Source organism: Xylanibacter rodentium, assembly GCF_013166575.1.
GTDB classification, from domain to species: Bacteria; Bacteroidota; Bacteroidia; order Bacteroidales; family Bacteroidaceae; genus Prevotella; species Prevotella rodentium.
Window position 1 is genome coordinate 71966 of record NZ_JABKKE010000009.1, and the last position, 16847, is coordinate 88812.

Consider the following 16847-nt stretch of genomic DNA (forward strand, 5'->3'; position numbering starts at 1 on the left):
TATATATTACTATTCGCCGACAACTGTCGCTACAATGCGGCGCGGCCCGCCGCAATCACGATATTCACACAGATATACACCCTGCCACATTCCAAGATTGAGACGCCCGTCGCTGACGGGTATCGTCAGACTTACACCCGACATCACCGATTTGGCATGACTCGGCATATCGTCGCTGCCCTCCATCGTGTGTTCATAATAAGGCTGGTTCTCGGGCACAAGACGGTCGAATATCTTCTTCATGTCCGTGCGCACGTCCGGATCGGCATTCTCGTTGATACACAGTCCGCAACTGGTATGCTTCACGAACAGATTGACAATTCCCGTACGCGGCAGAGGCGGCAACTGTCTGACAATCTCTCCCGTCACAAGATGGAATCCCCGCGAAACAGGCTTCAGACTGAATTCTATTTGCTGTATCATATGCTATTGGACCTAATCCCTATGTTATCTTATAAAATTAGTCTTGATTTTCGTCTCTGTCACTGGCAGTTCCACACCGGCCTCACGACCAGCCTCTATCGAGCGAAGAAGCCAAGCCATGTTGCGTCCCAACTGGCGCATGGTCTGCATGCCTTCCAAGTCGCGGCACACCTCATCGGGAGTGTTGCCGTGCACTTCGTTCCAATAGTTGGACGACACCACAGGCATGCCCGCAATAGTGAAATAGCGGTTCAGATCCTCAAATCCGCCCAACGCCCCACCGCGACGGCAACTCACGACGGCGGCTGCCGGCTTGTTGGCATAGATACCTGTTTTCGAACAGAACGCACGGTCCATGAATGGCTTGACAGCTCCCGACGTACCGGCAAAATGTATCGGCGTACCGAAAACAAAGCCATCGGCTCCACCCACTTTCTCCAGAAAACCGTTTACGGCATCGTCACCATACCAACATCGCTTTGTGGCAGAACATTTGCCACACCCGATGCATCCCATCACCGGCTTCACGCCACACCAGAACATCTCGGTCTCTATACCGGCTTTCTCCAGTTCACCGGCCACCTCCTCCAAAGCGGCATGCGTGCAGCCATTCTTGTGCGGGCTGCCGTTTACCAATATCACTTTCATTGTCTTTTCATTGTTTGTTGTTAGATGGTGCAAAGTTATCTCATTTTTCCGACATAATCGCATCAAATCAGACAATGAGTCAAAATATAGACAGAATTTGTCATGTTGCTCAAATCTGTCAAACGTATCGCAACATCACGAGCCATCGTACCGGCATCGGAATTTGGGACGTACGGTGAAGTCAAGGTTTACGAACTATTTTGACAAAACACTTCGTCGTTCGTCACAAAAACGACTTCTGCAGATTACGGGCCGAAAATAGCGCATTTTTCGTCAAAACTGGAAGCGCTGACTATCAGGCACTTACGTTTTTCAAAGACCAATACGGCTATGTAAAGAAAGCAGAGAGGGCCGTTTCACCTTGCAATAAGGCCGTTATTGCATTGCGACGGCGGCCTTATTGCAATGCGAAACGGCCGTTACGGGAGTGCCGGGAGGCCCTTACGGCAGAAAAACAGAGCCAAAAACACGTGTAAAGAAAGCAGAGAAGGCCTTACGGCTTTTCTATTTCGAGAAAAAAGAAGTGCGTTTTTTTAAGAAAAAGAAATACATTACGACTTTCCAGACATAAAGACATTCCCGACATCCGCTCTTTGGACATAAAGACAAAGAGAGCACATATAAATTGGTCAACAGAATCAAACTACATTGTCATCCAGACATAGGATGTATGCGCCACGACGGGTAGGGTGTCCAAAACTTGTCGTTCATTTCTGAAATCATAGTCAAATAAAAATATTAAGTTAGTCAACAGTATTAAACCAGAACGCGCATTCTATCCAAGCATGGATTGTTCATTCTATGTCCGGAAGATTATGTAGCTTAATTCTGTTGACTAACTTAACTTCAAATATATATTGGTGAAATATATTTGTTTGTTTCGTGCTTTCCTGGAAAAGTTGTATCTTTGTGAACGCAACACTGTTAAAGGTAAGTATATGGAAATACAACAATTGAAGCGATGCCCGGTGGGAATACAAACGTTCTCTGAAATTATAGAGAATAATTATGTGTATGTGGACAAGACGGAATATGTGTATCGTCTTACCCATTCCGATGCCAAATATTTCTTTCTCAGCCGTCCGCGTAGGTTCGGCAAGTCACTGCTTACATCCACGTTACGCTGCTATTTTGAGGGTCGCCGCGATTTGTTCAAGGGTTTGGCTATTGACAGACTTGAGACAGAATGGGCAGAATCCCCTGTATTGCATTTCGACATGAGCCTTGCCAAGCATGTTGACAAAGATACGCTTGAGTCAATGCTTGGTTTCCAACTCAGTCAATATGAAAAAATATACGGTAAATCAGACGGGGCGAATAAACTGAACGACCGCCTTACATCGCTCATAATACGGGTCAACGAACTTACCGGCCTCAAGGTCGTCGTGCTTATCGACGAGTATGACGCTCCGCTTCTCGACGTAATGCACGAGGAGCGTGACCTGCCGGTGCTACGCAATGTGATGCGCAACTTCTACTCTCCGCTGAAAGCGTGTGACCCCTATCTGCGCTTCGTTTTCCTCACAGGTATAACCAAGTTCTCGCAACTCAGTATTTTCAGCGAGCTGAACAACATATCAAACATCAGCATGGATGATCCGTACGCTGCCATCTGCGGCATAACCGAAAAGGAAATGCTCGAACATTTGGATGGCTATATAGAGCGGTTGGCCGAAAAACTCGGTCTGCCCCATGACGAAGCGGTAAGGAAACTGAAAGAGAGATACGACGGATATCACTTCACATGGCCTTCGCCGGATATATATAACCCGTTCAGCCTGTTGAATGCCTTTTCAAAAAACAAAATAGACAACTACTGGTTCGGAAGCGGCACTCCCACGTATCTTATAGAGATGCTGCGCAAGTATGATGTAACACCCCAGGAAATAGGACAACGGGAGACACTTGCATCAGCGTTCGACGCACCTACGGAGAGACTCTTGAACATAACCCCACTACTCTATCAGAGCGGATACATCACAATAAAAGACAAGGACGAAGAGACCGGACTGTATATTCTCGACATACCAAATGCAGAAATAAGGACGGGACTGATGGAAAGTCTTCTGCCCAACTATCTTGCATCGCGCACGGAACAAGGCATGACGCTTGTCGCAAAGATGTATCGTGCCATATTACGAAACAACATAGACAACGCGCTGACCCTGATGCAGCAGTTTTTGCTCACAGTCCCATATTGCGACAATACCGATTACGAAGGACATTACCAGCAGCTGTTCTACGTTATATTCACACTTTTCGGAATGTATGTCGACGTAGAAGTGCGTACGCCGCGCGGTCGTGTGGATATTGTCATGCGTGCCGGCGGCAAGCTGTATGTCATCGAGATGAAACTCAACCGGTCGGCTGCCGACGCTATCAGTCAGATAGACCTTAAAGACTATCCCTCACGCTTCGCCCTCTGCGGGCTGCCCATAGCCAAGGTAGGCATCAACTTCGACAGCGGTAAGCGAACCATCACTGACTGGAAGATAGAACAGTGCTGAAAAAACGGCATAACAGCCAACGGCAAACGACGGCCATTGGCGGCACATTGACATCCGGGCCCCGGAACGGCATCAGTACAAAGCCGTTCCGGGGCTTGGTGCGTTCTGAAGAAATATTCCCAGACTTCATGACAGTATAGCACAAGAGCCGCATTTTCACATTCTCTCACTTATATCCCCGTAAAAGATTATAAACCATGTGAAATATACGACCGGAATACAGCGGTTATTTCCTGTAGCGGAATAAAGGATGTATATTTGCAGCGTGACAGGATACAAGAAAGAATATTTGTTTAACCATTTAATTCAATTAAACTATGATTATAAAGAATGTACACGCACGGGAGATTCTCGATTCCCGAGGCAATCCTACGGTTGAGGTTGAAGTGACATTGGATTCAGGCGTGACAGAACGCGCGTCGGTACCGTCCGGAGCATCCACCGGTGAACACGAGGCACTGGAACTGCGCGACAACGACAAGTCACGCTACGGTGGCAAGGGCGTACTCAAGGCTGTGGACAATGTCAACAACGTGATTGCGCCATCGCTTGTGGGCATGTCGGTACTTGAACAGCGAGCCATTGACCATAAGATGATAGAAATGGACGGCACCGCAACAAAATCCGCGCTCGGGGCAAACGCCATACTCGGTGTGTCGCTGGCTGTGGCCCGTGCCGCCGCTGCCGGTATGGACATGCCGCTCTACCGGTATATCGGCGGCGCCAACACATACGTGATGCCTGTGCCGATGATGAATATCATCAACGGTGGCGCACATTCGGACGCACCCATCGCCTTTCAGGAGTTTATGATACGGCCGGTGGGAGCACACAACGAGTGTGAGGCCATACGTATGGGAGCTGAGGTTTTCCATTCATTGGCACGTCTGCTCAAAAGCCGAGGCCTGTCTACGGCCGTGGGCGACGAGGGCGGCTTTGCTCCTGCCCTCAACGGCATAGAAGATGCTTTGGACTGCATTTGCTGGGCCATCCGCAATGCGGGGTATGAACCCGGACCCGACGTTACGATAGCCATGGACTGTGCCGCAAGCGAATTTGCCGTTTGCGAAAAAGGAGAATGGTTCTACGACTACCGGCAGCTTAACGACGGCAAGGTAAAAGACCCCGCAAGCCGACGTCTGACAGCCTTGGAACAAATTGAGTATCTGAGGGAACTGATAACCAAATATCCGATAGACTCCATCGAAGACGGTCTGGGACAGAACGATTGGGACAACTGGGTGAAACTTACTCAAACAATCGGTGACCGCTGCCAGCTGGTCGGTGACGACCTTTTTGTTACAAATGTATTGTTTTTGGAGAAAGGTATAAGAATGAAGGCTGCCAACTCAATATTGATAAAGGTAAATCAGATAGGTACGCTCTCCGAGACACTCGACGCCATAGAAATGGCCCACAGACACGGGTACACCACAGTAACGAGTCACCGCTCGGGCGAGACTGAGGACACTACGATAGCCGACATTGCCGTGGCCACCAACTCGGGGCAGATAAAAACCGGCTCGCTGAGCCGCACTGACCGTATGGCCAAGTACAACAGACTCATCCGTATAGAGGAGAAGTTGGGACGGACAGCGGTGTTCGGAATGAAGAAATTCACCGATTGAAGATTATTCCAAGCGAGAGCTTTATTAATTGAAAATGAGAATGTAAAATTATGATTACTCTTGTCGGTGAATATTAACTGTGTTACACGGTCCAAGTAACAACGTTACATGGGCCGTGTAACACAATATGCTATGCGGATTGTTCGATATCCTTGCGGCTTCTCGATTTCGTAACGAGCCACACGCCTGAAAATACCAGCACCACAGCAAGTCCATGACTCCAACGGAAAGCGCCTATGCCGGTGAGCACACTGACTGTTACAGAGACAAGCGGCTGCACATAATTATATATACTCACCACCGTGGGACGCAGGGTGCGCTGTCCTATCATAGTGAGTATATAGCTCAAGTAGGTGCCTATGGCAACGACATAAGCAGTCTCGAACCATGTCGACGCGGGCACGGAGGCCCATGGTATGGCCGCCACATGACTGAATGAAAACGGGAGTATGAGAGCCACAGCCCATGTGAACATCCATTTGTTGACCGTGAACACCGAATACCGGCGTACGAGCGGGTTGAACAGCGAGAGATAGAGTGCGAAAGAGAACTGGGCAAAGAGACAAAGCAAATCGCCACGGATGTCACCCACTTTGGCATTGGTCGCCGCTGCCGATGTGAGTATGAGTATCAGTGCACCGCTGCAGCCCATAAGCACGCCTGCGGCCTTCTTGCCGGTAATGGGTTCCTTAAGGATGAGAGCGGCCAGAATCATGGCGAAGATTGGCATTGAGGTGGTTACGATGCTGGCGTTGATGGGCGAAGTGATGCTCAGCCCGATGGTATAGCAGCATTGGTTGCATACAAGTCCGAAGAGTCCGGCCAAAGGAAACAGCATGAGATCGCGACGCATCACACGCTCACGTTTGGTAAAGAATGATGTGAGCCAAAAGAGCACGGCAGCACCGCATACGCGGAATGTAACCATATCGATGCCGGTGATACCGTGGGTCATGGCGTCCTTGCCGAGCGGAGCCATCAGTCCCCAAAAGGCACAGGCGAAGAACATGCTCAGATGAGCAATGAGCGGGCGGGTGTTTTTGTTATCCATAAAAATAAATATGTTTGTTCGTTAAAAAAATCGGTTGCAAAATTACAAAAAATACCCATACTGTATGACGCTTTATAGAATAAAATCGTTATATTTGCTGACAGAAGATTAAATGACTGGATTATGAAATATGCAGAATACATAGAGGAGATTGAGATTGATTCGTTGTGGAGCGGTCTCAAACATATAAAATGGACACTCGACCCCAAGGTCAACATTCTCAGCGGAATAAACGGTGTAGGCAAAAGCACCATACTCAACAGGGTGGTACGAGGACTCATGCAGGGAGGCGAGTTTGCCAGCAACCGTATTCCTGGGGTAAGAATGAAAGTGATGCCGGAGGATGCCGGACGGATACGCTATGACGTGATACGTAGTTTCGACCGTCCGCTTATGTCCGGCGAGATGATGAACAAGGTTATCGACGCCTCGGTGACCACAGAATTAGACTGGCAGTTGTATCAGCTTCAGCGCAAATATCTTGACTATCAGGTAAACATAGGCAACCGCATCATCGAGGTACTGCAGAGCGGAGAACCGGACAGCGCACAACGGGCAAAAGACCTTTCGGCTCCGAAGCGTAAGTTTCAGGACATGATAGACCGGCTGTTTGCCGCTACGGGCAAGCGTCTGATACGAAGCAAGAACGAGATTCTTTTCACTCAGATAGGCGAGGAACTCACTCCATATCAGTTGTCGAGCGGCGAGAAACAGATGCTGGCCATATTGCTGACTGTGCTCATTGAAGATTTGCGTCCGTATATTCTATTTATGGACGAACCGGAAGTGAGCCTGCACATTGACTGGCAGCAACGGCTGATCGACATGATTATAGAACTGAACCCCAACGTGCAGATTATCCTGACGACCCACTCTCCGGCTGTGATAATGAACGGATGGATGGATAAGGTGACGGAAGTAAGCGACATAACGGTGTAGTTTTTTCAAGAGTCAATCGGTAAATAGAAATTAAGGAGCCAAGCCGAATGGCTTTTATTTTTGTGAAACACGACAAACATTGATACGAACAGATGCCTCGGCCTTAAAGAACAAAGAATATGAGCAAACGCCTTAAAGACAACATAACATCAACATATTTTACTGCTGCCAACAGGCTCGGCTCAAAGAAAGCACGGCGCAGGATTGTTGCCTATGTCGAAAGTTATGACGACATATTCTTCTGGCGTACGGTGTTGAGTCCGCTTGAGAACGATACGCGCTATTTCGAGGTTATGCTTCCTTCGAAGAAAACGTTGCAGCGTGGCAAGAAATCGGTGCTGATGAATGTCATGGCAGACAAGGTAGGACCGGATATGATAGCCTGTGTGGATGCCGACTATGACTATCTGATGCAAGGTGTGACATCGACGTCGGAGACAGTTGTATCCAATCCTTACGTATTCCATACATACGTATATGCCATAGAAAATTTTCAGTGTTATGCCACAGGGCTTCACGATGTGTGCGTGATGGTGACACTAAACGATCGTTCGATATTTGATTTCCGTGACTACATGGAACAATATTCCGAGGCATGCTTCCCGCTTTTTATATGGTCGATATGGGCTTACCGTACCGGCAACTATCCTCACTTCTCCATTTCCGACTTCTGCCGTGTCACCGACCCTGGCCGCTTCAACATCGACTCACCGCAAATATCCATCGAGCATCTGCGCCACAAGGTAAACAGACGTGTAAGCCAGCTTAAACAGCACTATCCGAAAGCCAAGGATGAATATCTGAAAACCAAGGCTATGCTGCGCGAACTCGGTGTGACTCCACGCACAACCTATCTGTATATGCAGGGACATCATATTTTCGATACGGTAATTGTGCCCATTATGACCAAGGTCTGCAATCGATTAAGACAGGAACGCGAGTCGGAGATTTACCGCACCGCGGCACATCATACGCAGATGCGCAACGAAATGTCATGCTACGAGAACAGCATTGCCGACATACGCTCTATGCTGCGCCGCACCACCGGATATACCCAATGTCCACAGTTCGTGAAATTACAACAGGACATCATGCGATTTGTAAACGGAAAAGCTACTCCGGCTGCTACAGACAATAAAACCGAGCCACCGCCCCGGACGTCATAGTCTGTTTTTGTTAAGTGTAGCCCACAGATTGTGATATTGATTCTCAACGGCTAAAAAAGTCTGCTGCTTCTGATAAATCTTGTCAACTTCATTGTAGTAATCAATCAGAGACATATTACCTGTGACAACAGCTTTTTTGAGTGCTGCGACTGACTGACGAATCATTGTCATGTCATATATCCGAAGAGTTTCACCAAGCCGACGGAATTCATTGATTATGGTTTCGGTCTCGTTCTCTACTTTCATACGGGTGTTGTCGAGGTTCAATTGTGCAGCGACCTGTTTTGATTTTGCAGCCTTTACCTTATTGGTGTTTGAGAATATGGGAAATGCAGCCCCTACAAGGAATCCGTTGCTCGATTCGTCCATTTCGGTATTGCGGCGGTATCCAATTGACAATTTCGGCAACCAGCCCTGCTTGCTCACTTTTATTTCCTGTTCTGCCATCCGGACCGCCGCTTCTGCGGTTCGGATAACGGCATCGCTTGCTATTATCTCTTCTTGAAGACTCAATGCACTACCTTTTACTAACATTCCGTTCTCGGTGTACGTAGCAGTTATTTCCGGATATGAAATGGAATCGAGCGATAGCGGTTTGTTACCATTCATGGCCGTAAGTGCCCGTATAATGTTTTGTCGGGATGATTCATTCTGTAACATCTCCGCTTGCAAATCCATCTGTTCCATCTTTATTTTATTCAGTTCTATTATGGTAGCATCTCCTTCTTTAAATTTCTTCTCGAACAGCACCAGCAATTCACCGGCATTGTCAGCACGTTCTTTCAGTACATCCCGTGTAAGGTTGAGCAGCACCAGTTCGAGACACTTCTGTTTAGCATCTAAAAGAATGTTTCTTCTCAACGTCATATACTCCAGATTGATGGCCTCCTGCTGCAGTTTGCCTGATTTGTGACGGGTTGCATATAATGTCGGAAAATCAAAATCCTGCGACACGACGAGTTCGGAACTTGCAACTCCGGAAGCGCCTTTTCTGAAAAAAGGACTATATTCCACCGACGGAGATTCAAGACTATTCCGGTCTTTTATTTCGAAAATAGCCGCTTGGTTGTCATTATGCAAGACCTTCAACTCCATATTGTTTCGTTCGACGGACCGGAGTACCGATGCAATGTCCTGTGATTGTGCCTTAATATAAATACATGAAAGAGCTATTGCCAAAAAATATATTCTATTCATAATCGGGTATCTTTTATTTGTTATTATCTTTTCTGTGTATCCATCCATATACGATTGGAATGATAAACACGTTCAAAAAAGTTGATGTAAGAAGTCCGCCCAAGATAACCGTTGCCATCGGACTTTGTATCTCATTTCCCGGCAAGTCACCCCGTAAAGCGAGAGGAAACAACGCCAGTGCCGAAGTCAGAGCCGTCATGAGAATGGGGTTCAAACGATCCAGCGAGCCTTTTATGATGCTTTCGTATATTGACAAGCCTTCCGTATGGCGCAGATGATTATATCTTGTTATCAGCAGCATACCGTTACGTGTGGCAATACCGAAAAGTGAAATGAATCCTATTATGGCCGGAATACTCACCTCGCCCGTCGTGCCCCACAACACAAGTACACCGCCAATAAGAGCAAACGGCAGATTAAGCAAAATCACGCTGCTCTCAAATGCACTGCGGAATTGCATGTACAACAGCAGGTAAATGACAACGACGCTTATCAATGATGCAAGAAGTAATATACGTCCGGATGCCTTTGCATTTTCAAACTGTCCGCCATATTCTATATGATATCCTTCAGGCAATACAATATTTCCATCAATTTCAGCCTGTATATCATTTACGACGCTGCTGAGATCCCGCCCATCCGTATTAGCCGAAATTACAATCTTTCGCTTTACGTTCTCTCTGCTTATGGCATTCGGACCGGCAGCAGACACGACATCAGCCACATAGGTCAAAGGTATTTTCTGTCCGTCCGGAGTGTCGATAAGCATTCTGCGAATATTTTCAATCGAATTGCGGCTGCTGTCATCAGCTTTGACAACCAGATTAAACTTCTTGTTGCCCTCATACACTTGCGATACTGTTTCACCGGCCATCATCACAGTCACGAACTCATTGAACTCCGGTTCCGATATGCCATAACGTGAAAGCATTTCCGGCTTAGGCATGATTTTCAGTTCGGGACGTTCTATCTGTTGCTCCACATTCAGGTCGGCAATACCTTCTACTGATTGTATTGCATCTTTAATCCTGTTGCCCAATGTGAACATCTCGTTGAGGTCGTCTCCAAACAATTTGATGGCAATATTGGCCTGTGTGCCGCTCAACATTGCGTCGATACGATGGCTTATGGGTTGTCCAATCTCTATGTTGACACCGGCAATCACAGACAGTCTGTCGCGTATGTCGTTCAACAGTTCACGATGTGTGCGCCGGTCCAGTTCGAACGGAGCTTCTATCTCCGACACGTTCACCCCGAGAGCATGTTCATCAAGTTCGGCGCGTCCCGTTTTACGTGCCACCGTCTTTATTTCCGGAATGGCAAGCAGTATCTCTTCCGCCTTACGACCGATTTTGTCGGACTCTTCTAACGAGATGCCGGGCAACGAACTGATATTGATAGTGAAAGAACCTTCATTGAACGGTGGAAGAAAACTGCTGCCAAGCGTAAGAAATATCCCTGACGTGACGACAAACAGTACTATCGTACTACTTACAACCGTCTTTTTATGCTTCAATACCCACAGCAGGCTGATATGATAATACTTCTTAAGCCATACAGTGACAAACGCCTCTTTGCCATAAGCCTTATCTGTTGCCTTGCTGTTTAACATATAACTGCATAACACCGGTGTCAGCGTCAATGCTACAGCCGTCGATGCAAACAGTGACACGATAAATGCTATACCAAGCGGAATCAGCATTCGCCCTTCCATATCGGTAAGAAAGAACAGCGGCATGAAACTCACAATGATAATCAGTGTGGAATTGAGAATCGGCATACGCACCTCTCTTGAAGCGTCATAGACCACACTCAACACTGCCCTTCGTTCCGTTTCCGGTAAAGTATTGTTTTCACGCAGTTTTTTCCATACGTTCTCCACATCAACAATGGCATCGTCCACAAGCGAACCTATCGCTATCGCCATGCCGCCCAGACTCATCGTATTTATACTCATTCCGAGATAGTGCAGCACGAGCAGCGACACTATCAGTGACAGAGGGATGGTGACCAGCGAAATTACCGTAGTGCGAATGTTTGCCAAGAACAGAAACAGTATGATGACAACAAACAATGCTCCCTCGAACAGGGATGTCTTCACATTGTCTATAGAACTCTCGATGAAACGAGACTGACGGAATATATCCGTTGATATATGCACATCGGCAGGGAGGCTTTTTTGCAGGTCGGCAATTGCATATTCCAGTTTCTCTGTCAGTTCTACAGTTCCTGTATAAGGCTGTTTTGTCACAGTCAGCAATATGGCAGGCCGGCCTTTTTCCGATGCGACTCCCAGTTTCGGACTTTCAGCCCCAACTTTTATTTCAGCTATATCTGTCAAGGTTATCGGACTACCGCCTACAACCTTCACCACCGATTTGGATATACGTCCGATAGCATCCGGAGAAACCACGCCACGCAGTATATATTCATTGCCATATTCGTAAATCACGCCTCCACTGGTGCTGCGGTTCATGCCGCGCGTCACGGCCGTCACCTCAGCCAGACTCACACCGTAATGCTTCATTTTGTCCGGACTTAAAAGTATCTGATACTCTTTCAAGTCGCCCCCAATTACAGATACCTGTGCCACCCCACCCGTAGACAGCAGACGGGGACGTATTGTCCAGTCGGCCATTGTTCGTAAATCCTGCATCGAAGTACTGTCAGCAGTAAGACCGATGATTAGAAGTTCCCCCAATATGGATGATTGCGGCCCAAGCGTTGGGCTGCCGACATTGTCAGGCAGGGCATCGCTGACCGTAGCCAGCTTCTCGGAAACAATCTGTCGAGCAAGATATATGTCGGTATCCCATTCAAACTCAACCCATACAACGGAAAAACCGGCTGTCGACGACGACCTTACCCTTCGCACTCCTGTCGCCCCGTTTACTGATGTCTCTATCGGAAAAGTCACTAACTGTTCCACCTCTTCAGCAGCCATACCTCCGGCTTCAGTCATCACGACGACGGTAGGTGCGTTTAGGTCGGGGAACACATCTATCTCTGCATTCTTGGCCGTATACAGTCCGCCTATGACAAGCAACACGGCTACAACCAATACAAACAGACGATTTTGCAGTGAAAACCTTATAATCTTATTCAGCATGACACATCGTTTTTCGATTAATGATTATGATTATGTCCCGGAATAATATTACCTGCCGATGCCATTTTTACATGTATAGCTCCCACAGTGACAAGTTTCTCGCCGCCTTTCAGACCTGATACAATCTCCGTTCTTGTTCCGTCCGACTGCCCGAGCCTCACTTCCTGTTTACGATAGCAGTCTTTGTCTTCCTGTATATAGACAAAATAAACGCCTTGTTCCTCGGTCAGCGCTGTTGTCGGAATGCTGATTACATTGCTTCGGCTGCCGGTCAGAAGATATATTTCGGCAAATGCTCCCGGTATGATACCGCTACGGTTGTCCAATTCGAATGTAACAGGAATAAATGTCGATGTGTTTCCGGCTGTTTTCCCATAAGACAGCAAATGTCCGTCCAGCTCGTTCAAATCGTAGACCTTGTCACTATACGACATTTTGAATTTTGCCGAAGTGATTTTGTTGAGTATGGCATAATCACGTTCGGCGACCTCAGCCCTCAGATACAGACGTCTGTTACGGGTCACTGTCATCAGCGGTTGTCCCACGTTAACATAATCACCATCCCTTACCATACATTCCTTCACATATCCCCCGTTTGTCGGTTTCACCACCACTCCTTTTGACGTGCCGTTTTGCACTATGGCTTTATATGCAAGCAACGCATTATCATATTCAGCCTTTGCTGCCAGAAAATCAGTCTCGGTTATTATCCTGTCTGCTATAAGTTCTTTGGCTCTTTCATATTCAGCCTTTGCCGTCCGATAGGTTATTAATGCCCGTTGAACCAAATCCCCATCCTGCAATTCAGACGATGATATGGTAAATACCGCCATACCCTTGTCTACGCTCATGCCCTCCGTTATAGGACGGTTGACAGATACGATACCGGCAACGGTTGCAACAATGGTATTTTCGTCATTGGCAGCTGTCAGAATCTTGCCTCCTGTAATAGTGACACCGTGAAACTCGCCGGGCTTTACCGTCTCAACCTGAATTCCGGCCGCTTTTGCATTATCTGACAAAAGAACAATTATACCCGGCCCGTGGTCTTTTTCAGAATGAGAGTCTTGTTTTGAATGCTTTTCTGTCTGAGCATCGTCATCATGAGCATTGGATGCACTGTGCCGGCAGGCCGATAGCACTGCGAACCCAAATGCACCGATAAGAAATAATCCTTTGTTCATACTTGTACGCTTCTTGGAATTTGCAGCAAAGGTACAAATACATATATGCAATTGGGTTGCAAAGTTACATGTCGGACTATTTTGGTATCGTCCGCAGAAGACGGGACGCTCCTGCGGATGTTAAAATAAAATCGTAACTGAAAACCAAGTCAGTTATCCTTCCAATAACTTCGTGTGAACAGCACCAACACAGACATAATCTCAAGACGTCCCATCAGCATAAGCAGCGAGCATATCCACTTTATAGTGTCAGGCAATATGCTCCATGACATCACAGGACCTATTTCCGTGCCCAACGTCGGACCGACATTTCCCATACAACTCAATGATATGGTAATGGCGTTGGTGTTGTCAATGCCTGCCATTATCATTATTGTGGCGGCAACGAGACACATTAGCACGTATACAGAGAAAAAAGCCAAAAGTGTAGTCAGTTTTGACTGCGGCACGCTCTCGCCGTTCACTTTCACCGGCAATACAGCATTAGGGTGTAGTATGCGCCGAAACTCGTTGCGCAGTACCTTGAGCACCATTACACCACGAATGCATTTGAAACCGCCGCTGGTGGAGCCTGCACATGAGCCGAGAAACATACATGCACCAAGTATCACCCATGTGATGTGAGGCCATGCACCGGCGTCATCGTTGAAAAGACCGGTAGTGGTGATGAACGATACAACCTGGAACAATGCACTTCGGAACGCATTTTCCAAATCGTAGTCGAGCCGGGTGACAAGCAGATACATTATCCATGCCGTGGCAGAGAATACGACTGTGACAAAGAGTCTGAATTCGGAATTGGTGAACAACGCCCGTACACGCCCTTTGAAGACTATCATATATAGCAACGTGAAATTGATACCTGAGAGAAACTGAAAAATAATGCTTATATATTCTATGGCCGGCGAACGGAAAAATTCCGTACTGTCGTCGTGGCTGGAAAAACCGCCCGTAGCTGTAGTTGACATAGAGTATGTGAAACTGTCGAATACCCCCATGCCCGCAGCCATATATGACAGGATACATCCTACTGTCAGTGCCAGATATATTGACCATATCCATTTGGCATTTGTACTCAGCCGCGGGTGCATTTTGGAACGTATGGGACCTGTTGCTTCAGCCGCAAACACCTTGACATTGCCACCTACCATCGACGGCAGTATGGCTATCGTGAAGAACACTATTCCCAATCCGCCTATCCATTGTGTAAGAGAGCGCCAGAAGAGAATACCGTGAGGCAGATACTCTACACTGTCAAGTATGGTGGCCCCAGTGGTAGTGAATCCGGACATTGTTTCGAAATAGGCGTCGGCCAAATTGGTGATATATCCGCCTACGATATATGGCAGCATGCCGAATACACTGAAGATAATCCATGTGGATGTGACAACGAAATAGGCGTCGCGACGGCTCATGTTGTTGGTCGAGTTACGGCCGAAGTATCTGAATATCAGTCCGCTGCCCACAGTGGCTATCATTGATATCAGAAACGCCATAATATCGTCCTCGTTGTAGTAGAATGCCACTGCCAGACTGAACAGCATGAACGCACTTTCGAGAAAAAGCAACTGGCCTATGATTTTCGATACGATGCGGAAGTTTACCATAACGAACTTGTCTTAAAGTATTTCTCCATTTTCTTCATGTTCTGTTCGTGACAGAACACCATCACCGTATCACCGGCCTCTATCTGTGAATTACCGTTGACAAGCATGCCCTCGCCATGACGCACCAATCCGCCTATGTTCATTCCGAAAGGCAGTCCGAGAGCCTTTACCGGTTTTTTGGTGACAGGTGAACCCGGAGCGGCAGTAAATTCGGCCACATCCGAGTCAAGCATCATCAATGAGCGCATGTTGTTCACTTCGGCGTCAAGCATCATCTGGTATATATGACTTGCTGCAATTGTCTTCTTGTTTATGATGGTTCCGATATCAAGTTCTTCGGCCATGCTCACATAGTCAAGATTTTCCACCATGGCTATCGTCTTGCGCACTCCGAGCCGTTTGGCCGTAAGACAAGCGAGAATGTTTGTTTCGGCATTGTCAGTCACGGCTACAAAAGCCTGTGTGTTTCTTATGCCTTCGTCTTCAAGCAGGCTGATATCGCGTCCGTCGCCGTGTATCACCATGGTATCACACGTGCTCAGCAAAGTGTTGAGCCGTTCGCAACGCTCCTCGCTCATTTCGATTATCTTCACATTCATATAGTCGGGCACCGTCAGCGCCACTCTTACGGCAGTCTTGCCTCCGCCCATCACTATCACGTTTTTCACATCGGCATAATGCTCCTTGCCTGCAATCTTTCGTATATACGGTATATATTCACGGGTGGTCATGAAGAAAGCCATATCCAGATTGCGCAACTCATCGTTTCCACCGGGTATGATGGTCTCGCTGCCTCGCTTTATAGCCACGATATGATAGGGGTCGTCCGGTCCGCACAGTTCACGGAGCGGACGGTTCAGTATCTCACACATCTCGTGCAATTTTACACCAAGCATGACAAGAGCACCGCCGTGCACATCCCATCGCTGACGTACCCAGCTCATCTTAAGCCCGTTGTTGATGTCAATGGCTGCAAGAACCTCGGGATATATCAGCGAGTCTATACCAAGTTCGTTAAAGAAAGATTCGAGATTGGGTGCCAGATATTCATAGTTGTCTATACGTGCCACGGTCTTTTTCGCTCCCATGGCATGTGCTATGATACAGGCATTCATGTTGCGGCTCTCATCGGGAGTGACGCCGACAAACAGATCTGCATTCTGTGCTCCGGCTTCCCTGAGTGCCTTGATGCTTGTGGGCGATGCCTGCAGGGTCATGATGTCGTATTCACCGTCGAGTCCGGCCAGACGGTCGTCATCTTCATCTATGAGCGTACAGTCCTGATCATCGCGCGAAAGCAACTTTGCAAGATGTGTGCCTACGGCACCGGCACCGGCTATGATTATTTTCATATATATATGAATTATACAATATAATTATGGTATTCC

At 47.5% G+C, this 16847-nt stretch carries 12 protein-coding genes; 4 read left to right on the forward strand and 8 right to left on the reverse strand.

Going from position 1 to position 16847, the window contains the following annotated elements; genetic code table 11:
• Window positions 1-9: 9 nt before the first annotated feature.
• Together HPS55_RS06895 and HPS55_RS06900 are read right to left on the reverse strand one after the other, a co-directional pair.
• Complete coding sequence (locus tag HPS55_RS06895; RefSeq protein ID WP_172176261.1) at window positions 10-423, reverse strand: secondary thiamine-phosphate synthase enzyme YjbQ; 414 nt, start codon at window positions 421-423, stop codon at window positions 10-12.
• Window positions 424-447: 24 nt separating this feature from the next.
• Window positions 448-1071 carry a flavodoxin family protein gene (locus HPS55_RS06900; protein WP_172176263.1) on the reverse strand — a complete coding sequence of 208 codons (624 nt, stop codon included), beginning with the start codon at window positions 1069-1071 and terminating at the stop codon, window positions 448-450.
• 938 nt (window positions 1072-2009) lie between these two features.
• On the opposite strand from HPS55_RS06900, the gene HPS55_RS06905 reads away from it, so the two are divergent.
• A complete protein-coding gene (locus tag HPS55_RS06905; protein WP_172176265.1) occupies window positions 2010-3578 on the forward strand; it encodes an ATP-binding protein in 1569 nt (522 codons plus the stop codon).
• 317 nt (window positions 3579-3895) lie between these two features.
• Complete coding sequence (gene eno, locus HPS55_RS06910) at window positions 3896-5206, forward strand: phosphopyruvate hydratase (protein ID WP_172176267.1); 1311 nt, start codon at window positions 3896-3898, stop codon at window positions 5204-5206.
• Between the two features lie 130 nt (window positions 5207-5336).
• On the opposite strand, the gene HPS55_RS06915 is transcribed toward eno, so the two are convergent.
• Window positions 5337-6257, reverse strand: coding sequence for a DMT family transporter (locus tag HPS55_RS06915; RefSeq protein WP_172176269.1), 921 nt, complete (start codon window positions 6255-6257; stop codon window positions 5337-5339).
• Between the two features lie 120 nt (window positions 6258-6377).
• Between HPS55_RS06915 and HPS55_RS06920 the strand changes: the two genes are divergently transcribed.
• On the forward strand, window positions 6378-7196 hold the full coding sequence (locus tag HPS55_RS06920; protein ID WP_172176572.1) for an AAA family ATPase: 819 nt from the start codon (window positions 6378-6380) through the stop codon (window positions 7194-7196).
• A gap of 119 nt (window positions 7197-7315) precedes the next feature.
• Window positions 7316-8362 (forward strand): DUF4435 domain-containing protein, encoded by a 1047-nt coding sequence (locus tag HPS55_RS06925; protein WP_172176271.1) that lies wholly within the window; start codon window positions 7316-7318, stop codon window positions 8360-8362.
• Here the strand turns inward: HPS55_RS06925 and HPS55_RS06930 are convergent.
• The 5 genes from HPS55_RS06930 to trkA all read right to left on the reverse strand — a co-directional run bounded on the left by HPS55_RS06930 (window position 8357) and on the right by trkA (window position 16811).
• Complete coding sequence (locus HPS55_RS06930) at window positions 8357-9559, reverse strand: TolC family protein (protein ID WP_172176273.1); 1203 nt, start codon at window positions 9557-9559, stop codon at window positions 8357-8359. The two genes, HPS55_RS06925 and HPS55_RS06930, sit on opposite strands and share 6 nt — an antisense overlap.
• 13 nt (window positions 9560-9572) lie before the next feature.
• The gene (locus HPS55_RS06935; protein ID WP_172176275.1) at window positions 9573-12668 is read right to left on the reverse strand and encodes an efflux RND transporter permease subunit; all 3096 of its coding nucleotides are present in this window, start codon (window positions 12666-12668) and stop codon (window positions 9573-9575) included.
• Window positions 12669-12685: 17 nt separating this feature from the next.
• Window positions 12686-13852: an efflux RND transporter periplasmic adaptor subunit gene (locus tag HPS55_RS06940; protein WP_172176277.1), complete on the reverse strand. Its 1167-nt coding sequence runs from the start codon at window positions 13850-13852 to the stop codon at window positions 12686-12688.
• A gap of 149 nt (window positions 13853-14001) precedes the next feature.
• Entirely contained in the window at window positions 14002-15459 is a 1458-nt protein-coding gene (locus tag HPS55_RS06945; RefSeq protein WP_172176279.1) for a TrkH family potassium uptake protein, read from the reverse strand.
• A complete protein-coding gene (gene trkA, locus HPS55_RS06950; RefSeq protein WP_172176281.1) occupies window positions 15453-16811 on the reverse strand; it encodes a Trk system potassium transporter TrkA in 1359 nt (452 codons plus the stop codon). The genes HPS55_RS06945 and trkA overlap by 7 nt, the downstream gene beginning before the upstream one ends.
• Between the last annotated feature and the right edge of the window lie 36 nt (window positions 16812-16847).